This is a genomic window from Ruegeria sp. CDSA079, assembly GCF_059612245.1.
Genome location: NZ_JBXWQF010000013.1, coordinates 67,337 through 93,827, shown reverse-complemented (window position 1 = coordinate 93,827; position 26,491 = coordinate 67,337). Strand labels below are relative to the sequence as shown.

Genomic DNA, 26,491 nt, shown 5'->3' with positions numbered 1-26,491 from the left:
TTGGGGCGATATCTCACCCCGGCTCATATTTGCTGCGGCTTGCGCCCCAGCGTTCAGGTCCGTTGTTACGGGGTTGAGCCAAAATTCGCCCGAGGGCCAGAGCCCCCGAAATTCTTTGGTCTTACCCGTCTCAGGCAGGGAATTAAGGGGCCGAATGGCACCACCCACCGTCTTGGACGAAACAAAATAAAGCGCACGACGAATCGCACGCTTTATTTCGTAGCCCTACTTAGGGCAGTTAGGCGGGGTTTCCAAGGGGTAAATTGCTTTCAGATCGGATCAAACAACAGTTGGTTTCCGACCGCAGCTTCAAAACTTTCCGTTGTCGTTCTTCCATTCCTCGCGTGGCGGAACGTCTTCGATTGTGCTCCAATGTTCGACGATGCGACCAGCATCCCAACGATACAGATCGTAAAAGCTGGAATGCACTCCACTTCTCTGACCTTCACATACACAAAGAACGAAGTTGCCCTCAGCTAAAACCCTGTGCAATTGCGCGTAAACAAATACCGGTTCGCCTTCGTTTTTGCCCTCCAACACGCCTTTGAGGGCTAAAATACCGTCGGCCATATCCGGATTGTGCTGTTTCAGGTCCTCGGCAACGAAGTCCGCCAACCTGTCAAACCGGCGTTTGATCAGCACATCTTTGACAAACAAACTGCTAATCGCTCGATTTTCTTCCGTCTTCTGCAAATCCGTTATTACAGCGTGGCCATCCTGCATTCCGCGTCCAGACAGGTTAGGGCCGCGCAAAGGTTGAATGTTGTCCCAATGCTCTACAGCTTTACCATCTTCGAACCGAAACACCTCAAACGCTGCACGCAGACTGCTGAAATCGTATTCGATATGCGCAAAGGCAAAATCACCGTCTTCGAACACGCGCTTAAACGTCACCTTGGGTGATGTCTTGGACAAGCGCGCGAACAAGTCTGCAATACCTTCACTGCCTTCGTGGGTTTGGGGATTGTGCTGTATGTACTTCTTTTCATTGACCACAGCAGCCGCCATAGCGTCACCGGTCTCCAAGCCTTTGAGGAACCTTCGAAGGAGTTCGCGCTTGGTTTCCATGGCTTGATTCCGATTGTTTATGAGCACAGCATTGGATACCGGACCACATTTGCATCGAACGCAAGAAAAGAAAATCCCGGGCAGTTCGCACCACCCGGGATCAATTTTTCAAAGCTGAACGCCGGTACTTATTCGCCCGATGCTTCTGCCACGTCCAGAGTCACGCCAGGGCCCATGGTCGAGCTCAGCGCGATTTTCTTCATGTAGGTGCCTTTGGCGCCCGACGGTTTCGCCTTGGCCACAGCCGAGACAAAGGCGCGGACGTTTTCGACCAGCTTGGCTTCGTCGAACGACGCTTTGCCAACACCGGCGTGTACAACACCGCCTTTTTCCGCCTTGAACTGAACTTCACCACCTTTGGCTGCTTCCACGGCCGCTTTCACGTCCATGGTCACGGTGCCAACCTTGGGGTTCGGCATCAGGTTGCGGGGGCCCAGAACCTTGCCCAGACGACCGACGATCGGCATCATGTCCGGGGTTGCAATGCAGCGATCGAATTCGATAGTGCCGCCCTGAATGGTTTCCATCAGGTCCTCTGCACCAATGATATCTGCGCCAGCTTCTTTCGCTTCGTCCGCCTTGGGGCCACGAGCGAAAACAGCAACGCGCATCGCTTTACCGGTACCGTTCGGCAGACCGATAACGCCACGAACCATCTGGTCCGCGTGGCGCGTATCAACGCCCAGGTTCAGTGCGATTTCGATGGTCTCGTCGAATTTCGAGGTTGCATTGGCTTTGACCAGGGCAACTGCTTCTTCGACCGACAGGTTTTCCTTGCCAGCGACAGCGTCGCGCGCAGCGCGGGTGCGTTTACCAAGTTTTGCCATCTTACTTCACCTCGATGCCCATAGAGCGGGCCGAGCCCAGGATGATCTGCATTGCGCCTTCGACGTCGTTGGCGTTCAGATCTTTCATTTTGGCTTCGGCGATTTCGCGAACCTGCTTGCTGGTCACGGTGGCCACGGTCTCACGACCGGGATTTTCCGCGCCACGGGGACGGTTACGCTTGCCAACCGGCTTCAGGCCAGCGGCTTTTTTCAGGTAATAAGACGCGGGCGGCGTCTTGATGTCCATGGTGAAGGACTTGTCCTGATAATAGGTGATCACGGTCGGGCAAGGCGCGCCTTGCTCCATGTCTGCAGTCTTGGCGTTGAACGCCTTGCAGAATTCCATGATGTTGATGCCGCGCTGACCCAGCGCCGGACCAACTGGCGGCGACGGGTTCGCCTGACCTGCAGGAACCTGCAGCTTCATTGTACCAGCAAGCTTCTTGGCCATTTGGTTTTCCTTTCAACGTAGGTGAAACGCGTTCCACCCGGTTTATGTTGCGTGGTCCGATCCGGGATCGCGATCCCTGCAATCTCCCACGAGAGAATCTCGCCCGAAGACGATAGTGCGGCATGTATAGCGGAACGAAGGGGTTGGCAAGTGGGCCGCACCCCAATTCGGAATCATAGAATCGGCCCCACGCGTACAAAGCAAGGCGTAGGCTTCGAGGGCACTTCGCAAGCGATCCTTTCCGTCATTCCAGAGAGGTTCCGGACGTTCAGCATGCCACGATACAATAAGGCGTTAATAACTTATACTACTTGGAAAAACACCGCCGCAAAACACGCAAGCTGGCTGGCAAACAACCCGAGCTTCAGCCATTCAACAGCTTTGATACCCGCGCGCGCCTTGGCTGTGCTATACTCTGTGAAAATAGTTATTTCTGGTGGAGGTTAATTATGATTTTTCGTTTAGCAGCAACACTTGTCATTGCAGTCTCGTTCGCCGCATCCACGCCTCAGACAGCCCAAGCAGACGCCGGTGATTTCCTCGGCGGCGCCGTTGTCGGTGGGGTGGTAGGTTACGCGATCGGAAAGGACCAGCAGAAGAAAAAGGCACGGACAACAACCCGGACGTACCGACCGGGTATTCCGTCGACCACACAAGGGGCGCAAACCCAAACGGCGCTCAACTATTTCGGCTATAACGCCGGGCGTGTCGATGGCCAGGTCGGTCGTGGCACCCGATCAGCGATCGAGCGCTATCAAGCTACAATGGGTTATCCCGTGAACGGGTATGACTTCCAGCCGTATCAAAACGACTTTCTGATGCAAGCCTACTACTGGGCGACAAGCGGCGGACAAGCCACAATGCAACTTTCGGGCCAGCCTCTCCTTATGGCGTACCGCCAAAAACTCCATAGCGGATCTGCTGTGGCTGCGGCACCTCAGGCGCCCGCACAGACCACACCGGTTGCTACGCCTCAGGAGGTCGAGCCAGAGACGGCCACTGCCGAAACACAATCTACCAGTCTGCCGAGCCTGTTTTCCGGCGGAACTGGAGGCCAATCGCTGGCCAATCGCTGCAGTGGTGTCATGCTGCAAACATCGACCAATGGCGGCTATACAACTCTGTCGAACATGCCCGACCCTGACTTCGCGCTCAGCGAGCAGTTCTGCCTTGCACGTAGCTACGCAATGGCGCGCGGCGAAGAACTGCTTCAGGATGTTCAGGGGTTGACGCCGGATCAGGTGGCGGCCCAGTGCGACTCGTACGGCGACATGTTGGCACCGCAAGTTGTCGCCTTGTCTCTCAACTCGAAATCCGACGCAGAGACCCAGATGCGCAAGCTTGCGCTGGATTCCGGACTCAGCCCCGAAGATCTTGCAGCAACAAGCAAAGTCTGCCTTGCGATTGGCTACCGTCAGGACAACATGGATACCGCTGTTGGTTCTGCGCTTATGCTGGTCGCTATGGGTGAACCCGCCTACGGAGAGCTGATTGGTCACCACCTGCGCGAAGGCTTCGGCGTGCAGGAGCGTCGTGATCTGGCGATGCAGTGGTATGATGCGAGCCTTTCGGCACTCGACGCCGGATCGCAAGCCGTATTCTTGCCGTCCCAGACCGATCGCCCACAACTGCTGCGCGCGGCTATGGTTCAGGCGCAGTAGATTCACACATAGAAATCCAATTTTAAAAGTACGCCGCGGAGCCTAAAGCTTCGCGGCGTTGCTAAAGTCGCTCTGAGCATCGTGCATTCAGCAAAGCTCAGCTTGATCCACGCCTCTTCCCACCAATGAGTTTTGTTCGAAGGCGATAACATCGGCGATGATACCGGACCGAAGACGTTGGAAAGAGACTGGCGAAATACTCCAGAGCAACCGTATTTGGCTCTGATCGGACCAAATCGCCAGTATTTGCACGTGAAACAAAAAGTTTTCAAAGACATACGTTGCTTAAGGAGCACCGGTGGGTATCTTAGGGCAACTTGGTTACAGAAGGGGCGGTCTGGGATGGCATCATCTCGACTAAACAAGGGGCTACTGGTCAGCGTTCTTATTGCTATGTTGCCCGGATGCGGCAGCAAAGCCCAAGATCAGGGTGTGGTGTCCGAGACAATTGCCCAAACCGAAGCGTCCAAAAACGCTTCGTCACTCAACACGGCAGGAATTGATCCCGCCACCTATGCCGGTCGCTTTCAAGTCAAACTGACCAAGGAAGTTCCCCTGCGCGACATTCCCGTGCCCTTCACCGTCTACGGCGGCCTAGAGGAATCCAGTCCAACCCGCCTGCGATTGCGGGCGTTCATGGACTTGCGCGGATTGCAGGAAAAGGCGCCTCAGATACTGACTGGCCCCTTGGAAGAAAGCTGTAAGCGCCAGATCTATCTCGAGATCCGAGATGTCACCGCAATCGGTGAAACCGTAAGGGTTGAAGGTTCCGCCCGCGCCCGGTTTACGCGGTGCAAGCGAAATGAAGATCCTGGCTTTCAGTATTTCGGGGCAACGGTGGATGCGATTGCAGTCGCCAAGGCAGAAGTTAAGGGCCAATGCCTAACATTCAGCATCGAAAGTGCCGACCTTAGCCCGCGCGGGTTCATCGGAGCTGTTACCAACCTTTTCGGCCTGACCAACCGTATCAACGAAGCTGTTCTTGAAAAGGGTGGTGAGTTCTTGGCAGCCAATCCGGTTTGTCCGCCACTGCCTGAAGAGTTTTCTGTGCTTGATCCGATTTACGAGACCGGTGGAACACGCGAAATTGCACCAGGAGGAATGGGCGCTGCTGTTGTCGGTTCGGCCGATGTAAGCGCCGAGACGATAGTTAAAGTCCTTGCCGGGTTAAAGGAACTTGGCGTGTTGGAGTTTGCTGAATGAGACTTTGGTTTATTCTACCAGCCCTTATGGCAGCTTTTCTGGACGCCCGAGCACCCGACGCGCAAGAGGTGGACTTTGTCATCGACGCAACACTACCCGTTCGCGATACCGAACTGCCATATACGCTTGATCTGAACCTCACTGCTGCTGCGCCCACTCGGATCGGGGTTGGTGCCCTTCTCGATCTGCGCGAAATTCAGAAAATTGTGCCTGAGCGGTTGGCTGACAATGCGATCGTCGACAATTGTGGTCTGCAAGTCCGACTTGACGACTTGAGCTTCAAAGCCGAGGACGATGCGATAGATCTGGATGGGGATGTAACAGTCACGATCTTCGAATGCAGCCGCACCAGCGAACGCGACTTTCAGCGCGGCGAAGAAAAAAGAGCTATCTTGGCCAAAATGTCCACCGAAGCAACTGTCGAATTGCGTGATAACTGCGCCTATTTCAAACTCATTGATCTTACACTCACGGCCCCCGAAGAACAGCGAGAGCAACTGCTGGAAGACGACACTTTGGACTCCGTAAAGGAGTTGATGTTGGCTGCCGTGGATCTTGTACTGAACGAAACCCCGTTATGCCCGGAACTGCCGGCAGAGCTTGCGTCACTTGATCCAGCGTATGAAAAAGGCGGCCCGCGTGAGATCGGAGAAGGCGGTCTTGGCGTTTTTCTGGACGGATCCGTTGATGTCAGCCCTTCGACAATCCTCGACATTCTGACAGTTCTTCAACAACAAGAACTTATTCCGGGCCGACCCTAGCAAAGACTACGCCTTGTCGTTTGGACCGCTCCTTGGTGCTGGGTGAAAAAGTGGGGCACCAAAACAAAAAAACGCCGCGATGCTCGAAGCATCGCGGCGTTTATTACAAGCATACAGCGCTTAGCCCTGTTTGGTCACCTGCGTAAAGTCCAGCTCGACCGGGGTTTCGCGACCAAAGATCGAAACCGAGACCTTCAGTTTCTGGTTGTCGTCGTCCACGCCCTCGACCATGCCGTCGAAATCCTCGAACGGGCCATCGTTGACCTTGACCTTCTCGCCGATTTCGAAGGTGATCATCAGCTTGGGTGCTTCTTCACCTTCCTGAACGCGGTTGAGGATCTGGTTCACCTCGGCGTCGCGCATCGGCATTGGGCGACCCTGCGGGCCCAGGAAACCGGTGACGCGGTTGATCGAGTTGATCAGGTGATAGCCCTGATCCGACATTTCCATATGCACCAACACGTAGCCGGGCATGAAGCGGCGTTCAGTCGTGACTTTCTTGCCGCGACGCACTTCGATCACCTCTTCGGTGGGCACCAATACTTCGTCGATATCGTCCTCAAGGCCCTGCTCAACCACCGACGTGCGGATCTGTTCTGCGATCTTCTTTTCGAAATTCGAAAGAACGCTGACCGAGTACCACCGTTTCGCCATGAACCTGTCGTCCTTGTCTGTCTTCGGGGTATCGCGTTTGCCGGATACACCCGTCATTAAAATCCTGTCACGTTATCCGGAATAAAAAGCGGCGCGCGGCCCGAATCGCCACACGCCTATTCCGAATAGTCCTGTGTCAACTACTCTGACATTGCCCGCTGTGCAAGGGGGCAGCCGCGTATCCGCGCTTAGCTGAACGCGCCCAGGATCAGCTGAAGGCCACCCCGGATGCCCAGATCGACCAAAGCAAAGAATACAGCTGTAAGGGCTGCCATGATGAAAACCATAACCGTGGTCAACAGCACCTCGCGCCGGGTCGGCCAAACGACCTTGGAAACTTCGGCACGGACTTGCTGAATGAACTGAATCGGGTTGGTGGTGGCCATTTGGCGTGTTCTCTCTGCTAGCGGATGGCCCGGACATAGCCGGGCATTGCGGCAATTTCAAGAGCAGTTGGATCAACTCTGCCCTGAGCGGTCAGGGTTTGGGTTTGTCGTCCCACTCATCGTTCAGAATCCGACGCGCATCGCCTTCAGGGTCTTCATACTGGTTCGACCGGACGGTGTAGACAAAGGCGACCAGACCAACGCCGCCCAGCAACAGGGAAATCGGGATCAGGTATGCAAGAACTTCCATCCGGTTTACCTCAGGCGCAGGGCGTTGAGCGACACGGTGATAGACGAGGTCGACATCGCCAGCGCCGCGATCAATGGTGTTGCAAGTCCAATCACCGCCAACGGAACGGCAATCACGTTGTAGACGGTCGCGATGCGGAAGTTTTCGCGAATGCGTTTTGTCGCCTTAACCGCCGTGTCACAGGCGTCCGCGATGGGGGACAGGTCATTGCCCAACAGTACAATGTCTGAAGCCACCCGCGCCGCGTCCAGCGCTGACGCCGGTGAAATCGATACATGCGCCGCTGCCAGGGCTGCCGTGTCATTCAGACCGTCGCCTACCATCAAGACATGGTGGCCCTGATCGCTGAGCTCCTGAATGCGCAGCGCCTTGTCCTGCGGCAAAGCCTCGGCAATCCAGTCGGTGATCCCCAGCTTTTCAGACAATGCGCGCACAGCCCCCTGCGAGTCGCCGGACATCAGAACCACATGCTTGCCCGAAACACGCAACGCGTCGACCGCCTCGGCCGCACCCGGACGCAACGCGTCCGAGAAGCGGAAAGCCAAAGGTGCATGATCGCCAATCGCCAGCCAGGCTGAGGTTTCATTGCCCTGCACTGCCCCAATCCAAGCCGCCCGACCCAGACGTACGCGTTGACCACGGTATTCACCTTCGGTGCCGTATCCCGGAACCTCAACGACGCCCCGCACGTTGGCAGGTTTGATCCCGGCCTCACGCGCGGCTTTCGCCAAGGCCACGGACAAAGGGTGTGCCGATGCATCGGCCAGCGCCAGGGCAACTTCGACCTTTGCGCGCGTGTGATCGCCAAGATTGACCAGTTCGGGTGCGCCCGAAGTCAGGGTACCCGTTTTATCGAACACCACCGTGTCGGCCTCGGACAGCCGCTCCAGCGCGGTTGAATGTTTGATCAACATGCCCTTGCGGAACAACCGGCCCGACGCGGCGGTTGTCACCGCTGGAACAGCCAGACCCAGGGCACAGGGGCAGGTGATGATCAAAACCGCTGCCGCGATGTTCAGCGCTGTGCGGATGTCGCCCGAATAAATGTACCAGCCCACAAAGCTGAGCGCTGAAAGGATATGCACGCCGGGCGCATAAAGCTTGGCCGCCTTGTCTGCCAACGAAGTATAGCGCGACCGCCCGGACTCAGCGATTGCCACCAGATCCGCCATGCGGTGTAGCGACGTATCCTCACCCACAGCTGTTGCACGGAGTGTCAGGGGACCGGTCAGGTTGACCTCGCCCGCGCTGACCAATTGGCCGGTTTCGGCAAACACAGGCACCGTTTCTCCGGTCAGCAGTGACCGGTCCAGTTCGGACTGGCCAGACATGATCTCACCATCCACGGGCATACGACCACCGGGGCGCACAAGGATCAAATCGCCCACCATCAGTTCAGCAACCGCGATCTCTTGCTCTACGCCATCTACCAAACGGATGGCACGCGGCACCTCAAGCGCCGTCAGCTCTTCGGCGGCAGATCGGGCTGCGGCGCGGGTGCGGTAATCCAGATAACGTCCCGCCAGCAGGAAGAAGGTCAGGGTCAGGGCCGCATCGAAATAGGCATGCTCGCCGCTCAGCGCTGTTTCCCACAGTGATGTAATCAGCGCCAACAGGATCGCCAGCACAATTGGCACATCCATATTCAGACGGCGGACGCGCAATGCGCTCCAGGCATTGGCAAAGAAAGGCTGAGCCGAGAAGGCAATGGCTGGCAGAGCAATCGCGGCAGAGATCCAGTGGAACATATCACGCGTGGCGTCCGTGGCACCCGACCAGACCGACACCGACAACAGCATCACGTTCATGGATGCAAACCCGGCCACCGCCAGGCGCATCAGCAAGTCGCGCCCTGCCTTGTCTGTCTGAGTGGCCGACAAGGCACCCGGATCAAGCTCATGCGCTTCAAAACCGGCTTTCTCGAGCACCGGGATCAGGTCGACAGCGCGTGTTTCCGGCGCAGCCTTGATCATCGCGCGTTTCAGGGTCAGGTTCACCCGCGCATCTTCAACACCGGGATGCGCGTTCAGTTCCCGTTCGACCGTCGCGATACAGGCCGAGCAGTGAATGCCTGGCAAAGACAGGGCAAGCTGCACGTCCTTCGGTATGGGCTGGGCGGGTTCCGCCGGGGCCGCAAGGCAGCCCGGGCAGGCTGCGGTACCGGAAGAAAGCTGCGCCGTCATCGCTTATCCCTTCACATAGAGCGGAACGCGCTGCGAGAACTCGGCGCCATCACTGTCCCGCGCCACCAGACGAATGTTCCAGTTGCCTTCGCCCAACGTGGCAGGCGCGGCATAGGTCGTTCCGTCAAAGATGAAATCCGGCGCGAAATCCTCGCGCACATGGGTCGCTCTGCCCACAACGGCGTTCAATTCACTTACCTGAACCGGCGCGCCGCTTTCGTCGGTGATGTGAAGGATCAGTAACCCACCTTTGGTTTCGGCCTGAACAGTCCAACCCAGCGCTTGTTGTACTTTCAGACGCTCGTTGAATTCCTGACTGGCCACATATGAATTCTTGACCTCAAGCCCAGGGAAGGTCTTGACCGCGCTGTAGGCCAAGACAAGGTTCACGGCGATGATCACGCCAAAGGCACCGACAAACACCGCCAAAGCGTGTTTTCCAGTGAACTTCCGTTCCGACATGATCAGTTCCCCCGTCCGTTAAACGTGGTGTCCTTGTAGGCCCGTTCACCGCTGCTCAGGTCTTCGACCCAGATGCGCACCGGTGTCGAGTCCGCTCCGGCAGGGCCCGAGTCGCGGGACGAGATAATATACACACGGGTCAATTGTGCCGTATCCACCGGAACATTCACAGTGTGCAGGTTCGTACCCTCGATTTCCAGTCGCATTGCCGGATCCCCGGTCAGAGACAGAGTGAACAGACGATCTTCGCCATGTTTGTTACGCAGCCGCACGTCGTAGGTGTTGCGGATCGTACCATCGGACAGGGTCACAAAAGTCGGGTTGCGTACCGGTGCAACAGTCAGATCGATTTCCGAACGGATGAACAGCGCAAAAAGCAAGGCAAAGCCCACCAGCGACCACATGGCCGTGTACATGATCGTGCGGGCGCGGAATACGTGTTTCCATACGTTTTTAGGCGGCTGGCCCGACCGCTCGCGCGTTTCATCGCTGAGGGCCATGTAGTCGATCAGCCCACGAGGCTTACCGATCTTGGCCATCATGTCGTCACAGGCATCAATACAGAGGGCGCAGGTAATGCATTCAAGCTGCTGACCATCGCGAATGTCGATCCCGACAGGGCAGACATTCACGCAGGCCATGCAGTCGATGCAATCCCCCAACTCGGAATCCGCTGTCCGCTTGCCTTTTCCCCGCGGTTCGCCCCGCCATTCGCGATAGCCGACTACCAATGTATCTTCGTCCATCATTGCCGCCTGAATGCGTGGCCAGGGGCAGGCGTAGATGCAGATCTGTTCGCGGGCGAAACCGCCAAAGAGGAACGTTGTGCCGGTCAGGATCAGCATCGTCGTGTATGCCACAGGATGCGCATTGCCTGTGACCAGATCCATCAAAAGCGTCGGGGCGTCTGCGAAATAGAAAACCCAGGCCCCTCCTGTCGCCAAACCGATCAGAAACCAGACGGCCCATTTCGTGGCCCGCAGACGGGCCTTGCGGAAATCGAGCTTTTCCTGGCGGTGCAGGCGCAGGCGGGCGTTTCGATCCCCTTCGATCCATCGCTCAACAAGAATGAACAAGTCGGTCCAAACCGTTTGCGGGCAGGCGTACCCGCACCAGACACGCCCAAGGGCCGAGGTGAACAGGAACAGACCCAGACCGGCCATGATCAGCAGACCTGCGACAAAGTAGAATTCGTGGGGCCAGATTTCGATCCAGAAGAAATAGAACCGTCGATTCGCCAGATCCAGCAATACCGCCTGATCCGGCAGACTGGGGCCGCGATCCCACCGGATCCAGGGCGTCACATAATAGATGCCCAGTGTCACAATAAGAATGATCCATTTCAGGTTCCGAAACGGCCCTGAGACACGTCTGGGAAAGATCGGTTCTCTGGCTACGTAAAGGCTGGGGGCGGGATCGGAATCGCTCACTGGCTGGCTCCACAAATGGGTCTTCTGAAGGCGTCTTGTTCCAGATCACGGTCAAGCGAACTTTGACATGGGTCAAAACGCGCATCGAACAAACATCTTTCGCAAGTCAGGCGATCTCTGGCGCGTCGGACCAGACATATTTTGCCCGGTTTTCACTCATTTTAGCAGAAAAACGGCTTTTGTCGCGATACCAGCCCAGTTGCGCGTCTGCCGCCCGCCACATGCCGACCAATTGTCGCAGCATGAGACTTTAGCCATCTGAACGCAGCGACCCAGCCCACGCAGCACCAGCCTGTAAGACTGCGTAATTGGAATTTGCGGAAAGTGAGCACCGGCTGTTCAGGAAACGCGCGAACAGATGGAACAGCCGGTGCCACAGCCTTCGGGCAGCGAACCGCCCGAAAGTGTTCTTTGTAACTTACTGACCACCGCCCAACTGGTGGACATAGGCGGATACAGCACGGATCTGCGCCTCGGTCAGGCGAGTATCCCAGTTCGGCATGACGCCAAAGCGGCTATTGGTCACTGTTTCGGTCAGAGCCTCTTCGCTGCCGCCATAAAGCCAGATGGCGTCGGTCAGGTTCGGCGCACCTTGGAAGATGTCACCTGTGCCTTCCTCACCATGGCATGAAGCGCAATTGTCTTCGAAGACAACCTTGCCCGCCTGCGCCGCTGCATCGTTGGTCTGTGCGTTGCTCAGCGACATGACGTACTGCACCACCTGCGTGATTTCGTCATGCTCAAGGATTTCTCCGAAGGCAGGCATCTCGGAATAGCGCGCATCGTCGCTTTCTTCGTTCCGGATACCATAGCTGACAGTGTAGACGATATCTTCCATCGTACCACCCCAGAGCCATGCGTCATCCAGCAGGTTCGGGAAACCAGGCGCGCCCTGTGCACCGGAACCGTGGCACTGTGCGCACCAGGTGCGGAATACGGCACCACCAGAGTTCACAGCATATTGCTGAAGTTCAGCGTCCTTCGCGATGTCTTCCAGCGGTGTTTCCACCAACTTGGCGTTCCAGGGTGCATTTGCCTCTTCGAACGCGACCATCTCCTGCTGTACCAGTGCCCGTGAAGACCACCCCATGACGCCAGCGGTTGCTGATTGCACCAGTGGCCATGCAGGATACATGATCGTGTAGATCACGCCCCAGACAATGGTCACATAGAATGTCCATAGCCACCAGCGCGGCATCGGGTTGTCGAACTCTTCGATCCCGTCCCAGCTGTGCCCGGTTGTATTCGGATCACCCGGCTGTTTTTCAGGTGTCTTGCTCATTGCCGCGCCTCCTTGGATGTGGCGGGTTTATCTTGATGCCGGAAGGGGATGTTGGCAGTGTCCTTGTATTCCTTGCTGGCACCGGGACGGAAAACCCAGATGACGATGCCAACGAAGAAGGCGAACAACAACAGCAGCATCCAGCTATCCGCGAACTGCCTGAGAATTGTGTATTCTTCCATCACTATCCTCCTTTAGCGGCTTGCGTCCGGGGTGAAGGTCGAAAAGTCGACCAGCGTGCCCAGCATCTGCAGATAAGCAACCAGCGCATCAGCTTCGGTCAGCTCGGGCTGGCCGTCAAAGTTGCGCACATTGACCTTGTCACCATAGCGCTCCAGCAAACCGTCATAGTCGCTGTCCGGATCGGCCTGAGCGCGGAAGTCAGCTTGCGCATTCTCCAGCATCTCTTCGGTATAAGGCGTACCGACCAGAGCATTTGCGGCCATCACATCACCGATGTATTTGCCGTCAATTTTGCGATGCTCAAGGAAACCGTATTTCGGCATCACCGATTCCGGCACCACGGATTGCGGATCCCGCAGGTGATCAACCTGCCATTGATCCGAATAGCGGCCACCGACACGCGCCAGATCCGGTCCTGTACGTTTTGATCCCCACTGGAACGGGTGATCGTACATCGATTCCGCCGCCAGCGAGTAGTGACCATAGCGTTCGACCTCGTCCCGCATCGGGCGGATCATCTGGCTGTGGCAGACATAGCAGCCTTCGCGGATATAGATATCACGCCCAGCCATCTCGAGAGGGGTGTAAGGGCGCATGCCCTCCACCTTTTCGATGGTGTTCTCAAGATAGAACAGTGGGGTGATCTGCACGAGGCCACCAATAGTCACGACCAGAAAGCTGAAGACCAGCAGGAGGGTCGCGTTGGTCTCGAGGATCTTGTGTTTGTCGAGAATTGCCATTGCTCCGTCCCTCCTTATTCAGCCGGGACCGCGACGGTCAGGCTGGCCTCTTTGGCCGGCGCTTTCCACACAGTCATCCACAGGTTGTAGCACATGATCACAGCACCAGCGACGAACAGGACGCCACCCAGAGCACGCACCACATACATCGGGAACTTGGCAGCCACGGTATCGGCGAACGAGTTCACCAGGAAGCCGTTGGCATCCACTTCACGCCACATCAGGCCTTCCATGATGCCGGTCACCCACATCGACGCGGCATAGAGCACGATGCCGATGGTGGCGAGCCAGAAGTGCCAGCTGACCATCTGCAGCGAGTACAGACGCTCGCGCTTCCACAGAACAGGCACCAGGAAGTACAGCGCACCAAAGGTGATCATGCCATTCCAGCCCAGTGCACCCGAGTGCACGTGACCAATGGTCCAGTCGGTGTAGTGGGAAAGGCTGTTCACAGCGCGGATCGACATCATCGGACCTTCAAAGGTGGACATGCCGTAGAAGCCGACCGAGATCACCATCATCCGGATCACAGGGTCTGTGCGCAGTTTGTCCCATGCACCCGACAAGGTCATCAGGCCGTTGATCATGCCACCCCAGGACGGCATCCACAGAATGATCGAGAACACCATGCCAAGCGTCGACGCCCAGTCAGGCAGCGCGGTATAGTGCAGGTGGTGCGGACCGGCCCAGATATACAGGAAGATCAGCGCCCAGAAGTGGATGATCGACAGCTTGTACGAGAAGACCGGACGCTCGGCCTGTTTCGGGATGAAGTAATACATCATGCCCAGGAAGCCCGCAGTCAGGAAGAAGCCCACAGCGTTGTGGCCGTACCACCACTGGATCATGGCGTCTTGCACGCCCGACCAGACGATAACCGACTTCGAACCCCAGATGCTGACGGGGATGGTCATGTTGTTGACCAGGTGCAGCATCGCAACGGTGACTATGAACGCCAGATAGAACCAGTTGGCCACATAGATATGGGGTTCTTTCCGCTTGATGATCGTGCCCAGATAGACCGCCAGATAGGCAACCCAGACGATGGTTAGCCACAGATCGACATACCATTCAGGCTCGGCATATTCCTTAGACTGCGTTCCGCCCAAGACATAGCCGGTTGCGGCCAGCACGATGAACAGCTGATAACCCCAGAATACGAACCATGCGAGGTTACCGCCCCATAGGCGCGCAGCGCTGGTGCGCTGCACCACGTAGAACGAGGTTGCGATCAGCGCGTTACCGCCAAATGCAAAAATCACTGCCGATGTGTGCAAAGGCCGCAAACGTCCGAAATTCAAATACCCTTGAGCCCACTCGAAGTTGAGCACGGGAAAGGCCAACTGGAAGGCGATGAAGGTGCCTGCCAGAAATCCAACCACGCCCCAGAAGGCCGTCGCGATCACGCCATAGCGGATCACGTCATCCATGTATTCCGCCGAACGGTCGACAAGAATATCTGGCTCATCGGTGTTTCGAAGCGTCCAGATGAACAAGCCGCCGGCGATGATCATCACCAGCAGCGCATGCACCTGATACGCCAAATCGCGTGCATAGTTGGTTCCGATCGCTGCGAATAGCGCGATCAGACCAAGCACGATCAGCTTGATGTAATTCGACATATTGCGTCCCTTTGCCGTGCTCCGCGCGTTATTGATTCTTTTACACGCGAAACCTATTTGACTGGCTGCCGTTCTGAAGCACGGCGGCTACTACTGCTTTGATCTGTATCAAGACAGTTCTGCGTTTTCTGTGACACGCATTGTAGAGGAAATAGGCCAACTGGTCACATGAGACCAAATGCCCGAAACAAGAGGTCAATATGGCGTACAAATCTCTTCTCACTGTCATGACCGAATCGCAGACAGCACCGGCTGCTCTCGCACAGATGGTCGCACTGGCGGAATCGCAGGATGCCCATGCCGAGGCGCTGTGTCTTGGCGTCGATCGCAGCCAAACCGGTTACTATTACGCCGGAGCCAACGCTCTGATCGTCCAAGAGACACTTGCGCGGGCCAACGCCGAAGCGCAGGAGTTGCTGACATTTGCCCAGGATTTTCTGGGCAAATCCGGCGTTCGCTGGTCCGCTGAACAAGGCGTGGCGCAGATAGCCGATATTGGCAGGCATGTCGCGCATCGGGCGCGCTTTTCAGACCTCGTTGTCTTGCCGCACCCTTACGGCAAGGATCGCGGGGCCGAAGCTGAACCCATTATCGAAGCCGCAATGTTTGAAGGACACTGCCCGGTTCTGGTGGTTCCAGAGGACACCCCGCCACTGAAAGAACCACTCAATGTGATGATCGCCTGGAATGAAAGCGTTGAAGCAATGTGTGCCATACGGCGCGCGCTGCCCTTCCTGAAACAGGCTGAACTGGTCCGAATCGTGGTTATCGATCCGCCACGCCACGGGCCAGACCGGTCAGATCCAGGCGGGATGCTGTCTCAGATGTTGGCCCGTCACGGGGTCAAATGCGAGATCGATGTGCTCAGCAAGACCATGACACGTGTGTCAGACATACTGAACCGTCATGCGTCAGACACAGAATCGGATATGATCGTGATGGGCGCCTACGGTCATTCGCGCTTCCGCGAGGCAATACTCGGCGGTGCGACCCGTAACATGCTGGAACAGTCATCCGTCCCCGTGTTCCTCGCGCACTGAACTGGGACTCGAAAAATCAAAAGCCGCCCAAGACGGCGGCTTTCGTTATGCTTTGCGGATAAGGCCGATCACAAACAACAGGATCACCGCCCCCAAGGTCGCGAAAAGGATCGACGAAAAGATCCCTCCGCCCACCGAAAAGCCAAGTGCAGGAAAAATCATGCCAAGCTCCTGAGTTGTTCAAAGCCGGGATCGAAAGATCGCGGTAACTGTGTCACGTCACAACGGACAGGGATCAGACCAGAAAGCCGCCATCCGAATCATCACCAGCCTCTTCCATGAGACGACCCAGATCAGGAATTGTTACGTGGCGCTTGCCTTCGAGCGTAATCACACCTTCCTTTTTCAGGGCCGAGATCTGACGGCTGACGGTTTCAAGCGTCAGACCAAGGTAATCCGCCATGGCCTCTCGGGTCAGGGGCAGGTCGAACACAATCGATCCCGTCAGGCCTTTCTGGCTGATCGACGCATCCCGACGCGCGATAATCGACAGCAGGCTGGCGATCTTCTCCCGCGCGGTCTTGCGTCCAAGCACCAGCATCCATTCACGGGCGGCGTCAAGCTCGTCCAATGTCATCTGCAACAGGCGATGCGCGATATGCGGTGTTGTTGCCATCAATTCTTCAAACGGCTTCTTACGGAAACAGCACATGACGACATCCGTGGTCGCCTGCACATCATAGGGCGCTGCCTCTCGCCCGGGGCGGCCGACAAAATCACTAGGCAGCAGCAAACCCACCATCTGGGTCCGGCCGTCTTCCATTGTTTGTGTCAATGACGCGATCCCGGCCACAACCGAGCCCACAAAATTCATCTGATCGCCGCACCAAATTATGGTCTGACCCGCCTCGAAACTGCGGTAATATTTAATGCTTTCAAGCTCTTCCAACTCATCGGCATCACAGCGGGCACAGACGGCTCGATGTCGGATCGGGCAGTCTTCGCAGTTGGAGTGATCAAACTGTGCTTTTACTGTCATGCGCGTTCCCACTTGATCTCCATCAAAGCAACCAAGCTGGCTGTCCCATAAGGGTATCGCCATGACAGTGAAACCACAATTGGCAAAGCTTGGACTTTTTGACGCGAAAGTACCGCGTTACACAAGCTACCCCACCGCCCCCCACTTTAGCAACGATGTGGGAGAGGACACGTTTGGCGACTGGATTTCGGGCATCAAACCCGGCAGCGCCATTTCCCTATACGTCCATGTTCCGTTCTGCCGCAGGCTGTGCTGGTTTTGTGCTTGCCGGACACAAGGAACCCAAACCGACAACCCGGTTATTGCCTATGTGGACGTTCTGAAAGCCGAGCTGGATCTGCTTGCAGCACGCTTGCCCGAGGGTGTGGTGCTGTCGCGTCTGCACTGGGGTGGCGGCACGCCAACCTTGCTGAACGCGCAACTGATGCGCGAACTGGCTCAGCATATACTGGGTATTGTGCCGATGGGGCCTGATGCCGAATTCTCGGTCGAGATCGACCCGAACGAAATTGATGAGGCCCGTCTGGACGCGCTGGCCGACGCAGGTATGAACCGTGCCTCTATCGGAGTGCAGGATTTCGACGACGAAATCCAGAAAACCATCGGTCGCATTCAAAGCTACGACACTACGCGCGACGCCATCGATATGATCCGCGAGCGTGGCATCACCAGCCTGAATGCAGATATCCTATACGGTTTGCCACATCAGACCAAAGCGCGCATGACGGAAAGCGTGCAGAAATTGCTTTCGCTCAGCCCGGATCGCGTGGCGCTTTACGGCTATGCGCATGTACCCTGGATGGCCAAGCGCCAGCAGATGATCCCGTCGGACGCTCTGCCCACGCCTGAACAACGACTCGAGCTGTTCGAAACAGCCCGGCGTTTGTTCCTGTGGGACAAATATGCCGAGATCGGCATCGATCACTTTGCCACGCAGGATGACGGCTTGACCCACGCGTTGCATGCTGGCCGTCTCAAGCGGAACTTTCAGGGCTATACCGACGATCAGGCCGACGTTCTGATCGGTGTCGGAGCCAGCTCAATCTCGCGCTTCCCGCAAGGCTACGCCCAGAACGCTCCGGCTACGTCGGCCCATACCAAAGCCATTCGCAACGGGCAGTTTTCAACCTCACGCGGACATCTGTTCAAAGGTCAGGACATTCTGCGTGCACGCCTGATTGAGGCGCTAATGTGCGATTTCAAGATCAACACGGCAGAAATTCTGCGGGATCACGATGTATCTGCCACTGAACTGGACGAGATGTATCGCGCTGCCAATACGTCTTTCGACGGGCTACTGCAGATCACCGAAGAAGGGCTTTTCGTGCCGCCCGAAGCGCGTGCGCTGATTCGAATGATCGCTCGTAGTTTTGATGCCTATGACCTCAGCAAAGCCGGGCACAGTTCGGCCATCTGATCTTTTTCTGCGGGCAGCATTTGGCCCGTGAAGCGCATAACACATCAGGGGCTTGACGCGCGCCTGCGGTTTTTCCCACACTCATGCTGTAGGGTGAAGTTTCACTCTGCACCCTGAGGCGGGCAAATACAGACAATCCTTGTCGTCGCAAACGCGTCGGTCAGTCCCTTTCGTGCAGCCATTCTGCAACCTGAAAGAGGGACAACACTCATGCGCGTTTTCACCGTCCTCGGGCCCAGCCAATCGGGCAAGTCTACCCTGGTCGAGGCCATCAGCCGCCTCGACGGGCGCCCCACCACATTCGATGTTTCCGGAACCGTGCACTTGCACGGTTTTTCTTACTTGGACGAGCCATGGTGCGCGATCGACGTTGATGGGGGCGGCGATGCGCTGGCCTATGTCGGGCCTGCAATGGCCATTTCGGACGCGGCCGTCGTGGTTGTACCCCCCGATCCCAATGCCGCCGTTCTGTGCGCGCCTTACCTGCGACTGGCGGAAGAAGCAGGCATCCCCTGCTTTCTGTTCATCAACCGGATGGATAGCCCCAATGGCCGTATCCGTGACATCATCGCAGCCCTGCAAACATACTGCACCCATCACATCGCCCTGCGTCAGGTGCCGATCCGCGAAGGAGACACGATCATCGGTGCGGTCGATCTGATTTCGGAACGGGCCTGGAAGTATCAGGAAGGCCAACCCTCGGCCCTGATCGAACTGCCTCAATCCGTCGAAAACCGCGAACAGGAAGCCCGGACCGAGTTGCTGGAAACCCTGTCTGATTTCGACGACCATCTGTTGGAACAGCTGATCGAAGACAAACAGCCGCCAAGTGACGAGGTTTATGATCTGGCCGCGCAGGTCCTGCAAAATCACCAGTTGATTCCTGCGTGTCTGGGGGCCGCGAGCCACGGCAACGGATTGACCCGCCTGATGAAAGCACTGCGGCACGAAGCACCTGAGTTTAATATCGCCGCCGGGCGGGACGAAGCCGCGGACAGTGCCCGTGCCATTGCCGGTTTTGCTGACGTCAAAAAGCACATCGGAAAGATCGTCGTTTTGCGAGGCCTCGGGGATGGCGTGAAAGCGCACGAGGCTTTGGGGGGCGAGACCGTCGGAAACCTGACAACGCTGGATGCCAAGACCCAAATCACCACGCTGGAAGCTGGGCAGATTGGCCTGGCGGTGAAATCCGATCACCTTAACCCTGGCTATATTTACGATAGCAATTCAGCGACGGAATTGCCGGAATGGGCGGCATCACACCCGGTCGCGCATCGGCAGATCGTCTCACCTGCGCATGAGCGGGACGATGTGCGCCTGTCCAACGCCATGAGCCGTCTGGCCGAGATCGACCCCGGCCTGCACTTGCAGCAGGACGAGCTGAGCGGTCATTTGATCCTTGGATCACAGGGGCCGCAACATATGCGCCGGGTGACAGCCAAGCTGGCCCAGGACTTTGGAATCGAGATCGAAGCGGACCAGGTCGAAACCGCCTATCGCGAAACCATTCGAACACCTGTCGAGTATCGCCACCGTCATCGCAAACAATCCGGTGGGGCCGGGCAGTTCGCGGATGTGGTGATCTCGGTTGCGCCTCTTCCGCGCGGATCGGGGTTCCAGTTCGAAGAGGTGGTCAAGGGCGGTGCGGTGCCCAAGAACTACATCCCCTCCGTCGAACACGGTGCCAAGGACGCGCTGGAACAAGGCCCCGAAGGCTTTCCCGTGGTCGATGTGAAAGTCACCCTGAGCGACGGTAAACACCATAACGTGGACAGTTCGGATTACGCCTTCCGTACCGCAGGTAAGAATGCCGTACGCGAAGCGCTGCCTCAGGCCAAACCGGTGGTCCTGCAACCGATCCTGACCGCTGAAATTCACCTGCCATCCGATTTTGTGGGCGATCTCGTGCCAACAATCAGCTCGCTACAAGGGCAGGTTCTGGGATTTGAAGGCAATCCCAACGCATCAGGCTGGGAAATCTTCAATGCTCAGATTCCTGCCGTTTCCGAGGATGAACTGCATCGCACGCTCGCCAGTGCCACGCGAGGAACCGGATGGGTGAAGCTGAACTTTGACCACTATGAAGAGCTCCGTGGGCCAGTGCCGAAAGCCGCGACCAAAGAAAAGGCAAGCGCGTAAAGGGCTGAAGAAGGCGGGCTGGTCTCAGCCCGCCGCCGCAATTAGTTCGCGGGTATAGTCGGTCTGGGCATTTTCGAACAAATCCTCTGCCGTGCCCATTTCGACCACATCTCCGTTTCGCATGACGATCACATTGTGCGACATCGCCCGTACCACTTTCAGGTCATGGCTGATGAACAGGTATGCCAGTCCGTATTTCTTTTGCAAATCGCGCAGCAGATCGACGATCTGAACCTGAACCGTCATGTCCAACGCGCTGGTCGGTTCGTCCAACACCAGCAGCTTTGGTCGCAAAACCATCGCACGTGCAATAGCGATGCGCTGGCGCTGACCACCTGAAAACTCGTGCGGATATCGGTCCATTGCCGCGGGATCCAACCCCACTTCGGTCATCACCTCAGCAACCAGTTCACGCGGCGCGCGATGAGGGTCAATGTTGTGAATTGCCAGACCTTCCGCGATGATCTGCTGACAGGTCATGCGCGGGCTGAGACTGCCGAACGGGTCCTGAAACACAATCTGCATGTCTTTGCGCAAGCGGCGCAGCTCTTTCGTGGACCATCTTCGCACATCCTGATCACGGAAGGTGATGGCTCCTTCGGACGCGATGAGCCGCATGATCGCCAGTGCCAGCGTGGTCTTTCCCGAGCCGCTTTCGCCGACAATCCCCAGAGTCTCTCCCGCGCGTACGCTGAGCGTGGCGTCATTGACCGCCTTCACATAGCCAACTGTACGCTTCAGAAATCCGCGCTGGATCGGGAACCAGACCTTTAAGTGATCAGTGCGCGCAACCTCTTCCGCGTCTGAAGCAACTGGTTCGGGCTGGCCCGAAGGTTCCGCCGCCAAAAGTTTGCGGGTATAGGGATGCTGTGGGTTGTCAAAGATGTCCTGCGTCACGCCGGTTTCGACAATCTCACCATCCTTCATCACACAGACCCGGTCAGCGATCCGGCGCACGATGCCCAGGTCATGGGTGATGAACAGCATCCCCATGTTTTCGGATCTCTGCAATTCGGCCAGCAATTCGAGAATCTGCGCCTGAATGGTGACGTCCAGCGCAGTCGTCGGTTCATCGGCGATCAGAATGTCCGGCTTGTTGGCCAGCGCCATAGCGATCATCACCCGCTGCCGCTGTCCGCCCGACAGCTGGTGCGGATAGCTGTCCAACCTGTCCTCGGGGTCGCGGATACCAACCTTGTTCAGCAGCTCCAAAACCCGACCACGCGCCGCGTCACCGGCAACACCCTGATGCAGGGCCAGGGATTCAGCCATCTGTTTCTGAATGGTGTGCAACGGGTTCAGCGAGGTCATCGGCTCCTGAAAGATAAAGCTGATGTCGTTGCCCCTCACATCCATCAGGTGCTGTTCTGAGGCGCCGATCATCTCTTGTCCGTCGTAGGTCACAGACCCTTCGACCAGTGCGCTGTCACCCAGCAGTGAAACGGTCGACAAAGCCGTCACGGATTTCCCTGACCCGGACTCGCCCACCAACGCAACGGTCTCACCTCGATCCACGGTAAAGGACACGCCTTTGACAGCAGCGCTGACCTGACCGTCCTGCCGGAACGAGACCTTGAGGTTGTTCACATCCAGCAAGCTCATGAGAAGGTCTTTCTAGGATCAAACGCATCCCGCACGCCTTCGAAAATGAAGACCAGCAGCGACAGCATGATGGCAAAGGTGAAGAAGGCTGTGAAAGCCAGCCACGGGGCTTGCAGGTTTTGTTTGGCCTGCAAGGTCAGTTCCCCCAGCGACGGGGCCGAGGATGGCAAGCCAAAACCCAGATAGTCGAGCGAGGCGAGACCACCGATTGTTCCTGTAACAATGAACGGCATGAAGGTCAGCGTGGCGACCATCGCGTTGGGCAGCATATGGCGGAACATGATCGTCATGTTGCTCACGCCCAGCGCCCGCGCGGCGCGAACATATTCGAGGTTCCGGGCCCTTAGAAATTCGGCACGCACAACGCCCACCAACCCGGTCCAACTGAACAGGATCATCAATGCAACCAGCAGCCAGAAACCTCGACCCAGAACAGCGAACATAATGATGATGACATAAAGAGACGGGGTCGCTGACCAGATCTCGATGATCCGCTGAAAAATCAAGTCAAGCCAACCGCCAAAGAACCCCTGTAGGGCCCCGGCGAAAATACCGATCAGACTGGCGGCGCCGGTAACAATCAGAGTGAACAGGATCGACAGGCGAAAGCCGTAAATCACCCGGGCCAGTACATCGCGTTTGGTGTCATCGGTGCCCAGCAGGTTCTGACCATTGGGCGGCAAGGGTGCAGCACCTGGTCGGTCTACCGAAGTGTTGAAGGAATATGGGATCAGCGGCCAAAGCGACCAGCCGCGCTCGAATCCTTCCGCCTGGAAAGTCCCGGCGTCAATCTTTTCGATGATGCCTTCGGGATCGTCGAAACACTCTTCCAGGCCGCCGCTGTCGATCAGGCATTGAACTTCAGGATCGCGATAGATCGCCTCGGTCTGGAAGTCCCCACCGAATTCGGTTTCAGCATAGAAGTTGAAGATCGGCGCATAAAACTCACCCCGGTACTTCACGAGGATGGGTTTGTCATTTGCTATGAACTCAGCGCACAGAGATAGGCCAAACAGTACCGAAAAGATAATGAGTGACCAGAAAGCGCGCCTGTTGCGGCAAAAGTTGTTCCAGCGACGCTGATTCAGAGGGGACAGTGCCATTTACCCCTCCCGCTTTTCGAAGTCGATGCGCGGATCGACCAGCACATACATCAGATCGCTGATGATGCCGACGACCAGCCCCATCAGGCCAAAGATGAACAGTGTGCCGAAGATCACCGGATAATCCCGCGCCACGGCTGCTTCGAACCCCAGACGGCCCAAACCGTCGAGCGAGAAAATCGTCTCGATAATGATCGACCCACCAAAGAACACGCCGATGAAAACAGCCGGAAAACCGGCGATCACGATCAGCATCGCATTACGGAACACATGGCCATAGAGCACCTTGCTTTCACTCAGGCCCTTGGCTCGAGCCGTCATGACATATTGTTTTTTGATTTCATCCAGAAACGAGTTCTTAGTCAGTAGTGTCAGAGTCGCAAAGGCCGAGATTGTCAGCGCAATTGTCGGCAACGCAATGTGCCAGAAGTAATCCGCGATCTTGCCGAAGAAACTCAGGCTGTCCCAGTTATCCGAAGTCAGACCGCGCAGCGGGAAGATTTGCCAATACGATCCACCAGCGAACAGCACCAGCAGCAAAATGGCAAACAGGAAGCCCGGGATCGCGTAAGCCACAATGATCATCCCGCTGGTCCAGGTATCGAACCGCGAGCCGTCCTTGACCGCTTTGCGAATGCCCAATGGGATCGAAACCAAATAGGCAATCAACGTTGACCACAAGCCCAGCGAAATCGAAACCGGCATCTTTTCAAGCACCAGATCAATCACGCTGATCGAACGGAAATAGCTTTGCCCGAAATCCAGTGTCAGATAGTTACCCATCATGATCACGAACCGCTCCAGCGGCGGTTTGTCAAAGCCGAATTCCTTTTCAAGTTCAGCAATGAACTCGGGCGGCAAGCCCCGCGCGCCGACGTATTTGTCGTCGAAAACGCCGCCTCCGGGTTCAGAACCAGCGCCAGCATCACCCCCACCCGCAAATCCTGCAAAGACGTCACCCTGCCCTTCGATCTGCGCGATTATCTGTTCGACCGGTCCACCCGGCACGAATTGTACCAGCGTGAAGTTGACGATCATGATACCCAAAAGGGTTGGAATGATCAGCAACAAGCGTCTTAGAATATAGGCGCCCATGTTATCGCAGTGCACCTTTCGCCTTCAAATCGGCCTCTTTTTCCGGATTGATCCACCACAAATCCAGATGGCCCAGCGAATAGGGTGGCAGGTTTTCTGGGTATTCGTACATATCGTAATATGCCGTCCAATAGTCAGCGATGTATCCTACGGGAACTACGAAGAACTCATACCGCAGGGCGCGATCCAACGCCATCAGTGCTGTGTCCTGATCCGCCTGATTGTCGGTTTCAAAAGATGCTTCGATGATTGCGTCAACCAGGGGGCTAGCCAACCCGGCTGGATTAAAGAGGCTGAATGCAGCTTCTTCCGATCCATACATCTGGCTTAACCCGCCACCGGTGGACAGGAATGACCCGTAACGTGTGGAGTAGACCATATCGTAATCCCGCTCGCGGCTGCGCAGAGTGTACTGCGCCGGGTCAACCTTTTCAGCCGAAGCATCCACACCAATAGACTGCAAGTTCTGAACATAGGTTTCGATCATGGTGGCGGTCGATGTCGGCAGATTTGAAGGATACGGAATATTTAGCTTCAGTGTCTGTCCTTCGGCATTGCGTCGCACATTGCCATCGCCAACAGGCCAACCGGCCTCGTCCAGAATTTTCGCTGCTTTGCGAAGATTTCTCCGATCGTTCAGACGTGCAGGGTTTGACTCGTGCGTTAAAACAGCAGGCTCTGTCAGTAGGTCTTCGGGTACAACGTCACCCAACGCTTGCAAAAACGCCAGTTCATCGCCTTCGGGCAGATCTATTGCTGCAAGCGGGGTACCTTGAATAAAGGAATCGCGCGGCGAATTCAGACCGAACAACAGAGACTCGTTTGCCCATTCAAAATTGAAGGCCAGAGCAAGGGCTTTACGGACGTTCTTGTCTGCCAACTGCGGTTTTCCGAGATTGAAAACAAAACCCGAGGGGGTCGGTGGGCTGCCATCCGCGATCTCATCACGAACGACCGATCCTTCGCTCAGCTTCGGGAAATCATACCCCGTCGCCCAAAGCTTGGGGTCGTTCTCGATACGCAGCGTGTACTCACCAGCTTTGAAACCTTCGAACGCCGCCGTCTGATCAGCAAAATACTCGACGCGGATTGTGTCGAAATTATTCCGACCAACATTGAACGGCAAATCCTTGCCCCAATAATCATCGCGGCGCTTGTAAACGATCCGACGATTTATGTCGTAACTGTCAAGCTTATAAGGGCCTGATCCAACCGCTACTTCCAGGCGAGGCTCATCCAGGCGTCTAGACTCATCCGCTTCGAACCACGCTTTGGAAAATACGGGGGTCGCGCCGACCGTTTCGATCAGGCTGCGGCGGGTTACTTCGGGGTTAAACGAGAACTTGACGGAATGTTCATCCAGCGCTTCAGCCCCAGTCACCATGCGACCTACGGCCTGCGCGTAAGAGGGCAAGCCCTGTTCGATGAACAGGCGGTGGCTATAGACGACATCTTCCGCCGTTACCGGAGTGCCATCCCAAAAGGTTGCTTCGGGCCGTAAGTGGAAGATGACGTAGTTGCGCCCTTCGTCATATTCCAGGCTTTCTGCCAATACTCCGTAATATTGCCCGACGCTGTCATCCGAACTTTCAAAAAGGCGATCGTATTGCAGCGTCGTCAATGCGCCAGCGCGCCCTTTTCGGGAATAGGGATTGAGAGAATCGAACGTGCCCGAGGCCGCCAAGGAAAGCTCGCCGCCTTTGGGCGCATCCGGATTCACGTAGTTCAGGTGCGTGTAATCAGCGGGATAATCCAGATTGCCGAAATACGAGTACCCGTGACTGCTGGTGACACCCTCATCCGAAGCCTGTACGAATTGCGGAGCGATCAAAGCAGTGCAAAGCCCCAATATGCCAGCCCAGGGCCGTAACTTCAGATCACGTGCAGCGGGCATCAGGGATATCATGTGGCTCGTCCTTTGGGTCATGGGCATCTTAAATGTCGTAACAGCTA

The 26,491-nt window shown here is 56.6% G+C and carries 26 protein-coding genes; 6 read left to right on the top strand and 20 right to left on the bottom strand.

The window, feature by feature from the left end:
- Positions 1-309: 309 nt before the first annotated feature.
- The 3 genes from AC2FJZ_RS14795 to rplK all read right to left on the bottom strand — a co-directional run bounded on the left by AC2FJZ_RS14795 (position 310) and on the right by rplK (position 2,346).
- The gene (locus tag AC2FJZ_RS14795; protein ID WP_496778513.1) at positions 310-1,068 is read right to left on the bottom strand and encodes a nuclear transport factor 2 family protein; all 759 of its coding nucleotides are present in this window, start codon (positions 1,066-1,068) and stop codon (positions 310-312) included.
- Positions 1,069-1,196: 128 nt separating this feature from the next.
- Entirely contained in the window at positions 1,197-1,895 is a 699-nt protein-coding gene (gene rplA / locus AC2FJZ_RS14790) for a 50S ribosomal protein L1 (RefSeq protein ID WP_496778511.1), read from the bottom strand.
- A gap of 1 nt (position 1,896) precedes the next feature.
- A complete protein-coding gene (gene rplK / locus AC2FJZ_RS14785) occupies positions 1,897-2,346 on the bottom strand; it encodes a 50S ribosomal protein L11 (protein WP_037314971.1) in 450 nt (149 codons plus the stop codon).
- 449 nt (positions 2,347-2,795) lie between these two features.
- On the opposite strand from rplK, the gene AC2FJZ_RS14780 reads away from it, so the two are divergent.
- The 3 genes from AC2FJZ_RS14780 (at position 2,796) to AC2FJZ_RS14770 (ending at position 5,971) form a co-directional block, all read left to right on the top strand.
- Positions 2,796-4,007: a peptidoglycan-binding domain-containing protein gene (locus AC2FJZ_RS14780; RefSeq protein WP_496778509.1), complete on the top strand. Its 1,212-nt coding sequence runs from the start codon at positions 2,796-2,798 to the stop codon at positions 4,005-4,007.
- A gap of 342 nt (positions 4,008-4,349) precedes the next feature.
- Positions 4,350-5,210 (top strand): hypothetical protein, encoded by an 861-nt coding sequence (locus AC2FJZ_RS14775; RefSeq protein WP_496778507.1) that lies wholly within the window; start codon positions 4,350-4,352, stop codon positions 5,208-5,210.
- On the top strand, positions 5,207-5,971 hold the full coding sequence (locus AC2FJZ_RS14770) for a hypothetical protein (protein ID WP_157054226.1): 765 nt from the start codon (positions 5,207-5,209) through the stop codon (positions 5,969-5,971). Before AC2FJZ_RS14775 ends, AC2FJZ_RS14770 begins: the two co-directional genes overlap by 4 nt.
- A 120-nt stretch (positions 5,972-6,091) precedes the next feature.
- Here AC2FJZ_RS14770 and nusG read toward each other — a convergent pair whose 3' ends face one another.
- From nusG to ccoN, 11 genes are all read right to left on the bottom strand, one after another.
- The gene (gene nusG / locus AC2FJZ_RS14765) at positions 6,092-6,625 is read right to left on the bottom strand and encodes a transcription termination/antitermination protein NusG (protein WP_050605041.1); all 534 of its coding nucleotides are present in this window, start codon (positions 6,623-6,625) and stop codon (positions 6,092-6,094) included.
- 188 nt (positions 6,626-6,813) lie between these two features.
- Entirely contained in the window at positions 6,814-7,011 is a 198-nt protein-coding gene (gene secE, locus AC2FJZ_RS14760) for a preprotein translocase subunit SecE (RefSeq protein ID WP_050605011.1), read from the bottom strand.
- Positions 7,012-7,102: 91 nt separating this feature from the next.
- Positions 7,103-7,261: a cbb3-type cytochrome oxidase assembly protein CcoS gene (gene ccoS, locus AC2FJZ_RS14755; protein WP_008757036.1), complete on the bottom strand. Its 159-nt coding sequence runs from the start codon at positions 7,259-7,261 to the stop codon at positions 7,103-7,105.
- A gap of 5 nt (positions 7,262-7,266) precedes the next feature.
- The gene (locus tag AC2FJZ_RS14750; protein WP_496778504.1) at positions 7,267-9,444 is read right to left on the bottom strand and encodes a heavy metal translocating P-type ATPase; all 2,178 of its coding nucleotides are present in this window, start codon (positions 9,442-9,444) and stop codon (positions 7,267-7,269) included.
- A gap of 3 nt (positions 9,445-9,447) precedes the next feature.
- Positions 9,448-9,906, bottom strand: a complete 459-nt coding sequence (locus tag AC2FJZ_RS14745; RefSeq protein ID WP_496778502.1) for a FixH family protein — start codon at positions 9,904-9,906, stop codon at positions 9,448-9,450.
- Between the two features lie 2 nt (positions 9,907-9,908).
- Positions 9,909-11,336, bottom strand: coding sequence for a cytochrome c oxidase accessory protein CcoG (gene ccoG, locus AC2FJZ_RS14740; protein ID WP_496778500.1), 1,428 nt, complete (start codon positions 11,334-11,336; stop codon positions 9,909-9,911).
- 106 nt (positions 11,337-11,442) lie between these two features.
- Positions 11,443-11,580: a hypothetical protein gene (locus tag AC2FJZ_RS14735; RefSeq protein ID WP_496778498.1), complete on the bottom strand. Its 138-nt coding sequence runs from the start codon at positions 11,578-11,580 to the stop codon at positions 11,443-11,445.
- A 174-nt stretch (positions 11,581-11,754) separates the two neighbouring features.
- Positions 11,755-12,618 (bottom strand): cytochrome-c oxidase, cbb3-type subunit III, encoded by an 864-nt coding sequence (gene ccoP, locus AC2FJZ_RS14730; RefSeq protein ID WP_496778496.1) that lies wholly within the window; start codon positions 12,616-12,618, stop codon positions 11,755-11,757.
- Entirely contained in the window at positions 12,615-12,800 is a 186-nt protein-coding gene (locus AC2FJZ_RS14725) for a CcoQ/FixQ family Cbb3-type cytochrome c oxidase assembly chaperone (RefSeq protein WP_050605006.1), read from the bottom strand. Before AC2FJZ_RS14725 ends, ccoP begins: the two co-directional genes overlap by 4 nt.
- Positions 12,801-12,812: 12 nt before the next feature.
- Positions 12,813-13,541: a cytochrome-c oxidase, cbb3-type subunit II gene (gene ccoO, locus AC2FJZ_RS14720; RefSeq protein WP_496670000.1), complete on the bottom strand. Its 729-nt coding sequence runs from the start codon at positions 13,539-13,541 to the stop codon at positions 12,813-12,815.
- 14 nt (positions 13,542-13,555) lie between these two features.
- Positions 13,556-15,163 (bottom strand): cytochrome-c oxidase, cbb3-type subunit I, encoded by a 1,608-nt coding sequence (ccoN, locus tag AC2FJZ_RS14715; protein WP_496670001.1) that lies wholly within the window; start codon positions 15,161-15,163, stop codon positions 13,556-13,558.
- Between the two features lie 200 nt (positions 15,164-15,363).
- Between ccoN and AC2FJZ_RS14710 the strand changes: the two genes are divergently transcribed.
- Positions 15,364-16,203, top strand: coding sequence for a universal stress protein (locus AC2FJZ_RS14710; protein WP_050605003.1), 840 nt, complete (start codon positions 15,364-15,366; stop codon positions 16,201-16,203).
- Positions 16,204-16,248: 45 nt separating this feature from the next.
- Here AC2FJZ_RS14710 and AC2FJZ_RS14705 read toward each other — a convergent pair whose 3' ends face one another.
- Entirely contained in the window at positions 16,249-16,365 is a 117-nt protein-coding gene (locus AC2FJZ_RS14705) for a GlsB/YeaQ/YmgE family stress response membrane protein (protein WP_496778494.1), read from the bottom strand.
- A 73-nt stretch (positions 16,366-16,438) separates the two neighbouring features.
- Positions 16,439-17,182, bottom strand: a complete 744-nt coding sequence (fnrL, locus tag AC2FJZ_RS14700) for a transcriptional regulator FnrL (protein WP_050605040.1) — start codon at positions 17,180-17,182, stop codon at positions 16,439-16,441.
- 61 nt (positions 17,183-17,243) lie between these two features.
- Here fnrL and hemN point away from each other — a divergent pair, with 61 nt between their 5' ends.
- Positions 17,244-18,599, top strand: coding sequence for an oxygen-independent coproporphyrinogen III oxidase (gene hemN, locus AC2FJZ_RS14695; protein ID WP_496670003.1), 1,356 nt, complete (start codon positions 17,244-17,246; stop codon positions 18,597-18,599).
- Between the two features lie 210 nt (positions 18,600-18,809).
- Entirely contained in the window at positions 18,810-20,738 is a 1,929-nt protein-coding gene (locus AC2FJZ_RS14690; RefSeq protein WP_496778492.1) for an elongation factor G, read from the top strand.
- 24 nt (positions 20,739-20,762) lie between these two features.
- On the opposite strand, the gene AC2FJZ_RS14685 is transcribed toward AC2FJZ_RS14690, so the two are convergent.
- Genes AC2FJZ_RS14685 through AC2FJZ_RS14670 form a run of 4 tightly spaced genes read right to left on the bottom strand, consistent with a single transcriptional unit; the run spans position 20,763 to position 26,444 of the window.
- On the bottom strand, positions 20,763-22,340 hold the full coding sequence (locus AC2FJZ_RS14685; RefSeq protein ID WP_496778490.1) for an ABC transporter ATP-binding protein: 1,578 nt from the start codon (positions 22,338-22,340) through the stop codon (positions 20,763-20,765).
- Positions 22,337-23,443 carry an ABC transporter permease gene (locus AC2FJZ_RS14680; protein WP_050604998.1) on the bottom strand — a complete coding sequence of 369 codons (1,107 nt, stop codon included), beginning with the start codon at positions 23,441-23,443 and terminating at the stop codon, positions 22,337-22,339. The genes AC2FJZ_RS14685 and AC2FJZ_RS14680 overlap by 4 nt, the downstream gene beginning before the upstream one ends.
- Entirely contained in the window at positions 23,444-24,538 is a 1,095-nt protein-coding gene (locus tag AC2FJZ_RS14675; protein ID WP_050604997.1) for a microcin C ABC transporter permease YejB, read from the bottom strand.
- Between the two features lies 1 nt (position 24,539).
- Positions 24,540-26,444 carry an extracellular solute-binding protein gene (locus tag AC2FJZ_RS14670; RefSeq protein WP_496670006.1) on the bottom strand — a complete coding sequence of 635 codons (1,905 nt, stop codon included), beginning with the start codon at positions 26,442-26,444 and terminating at the stop codon, positions 24,540-24,542.
- Positions 26,445-26,491: the final 47 nt, after the last annotated feature.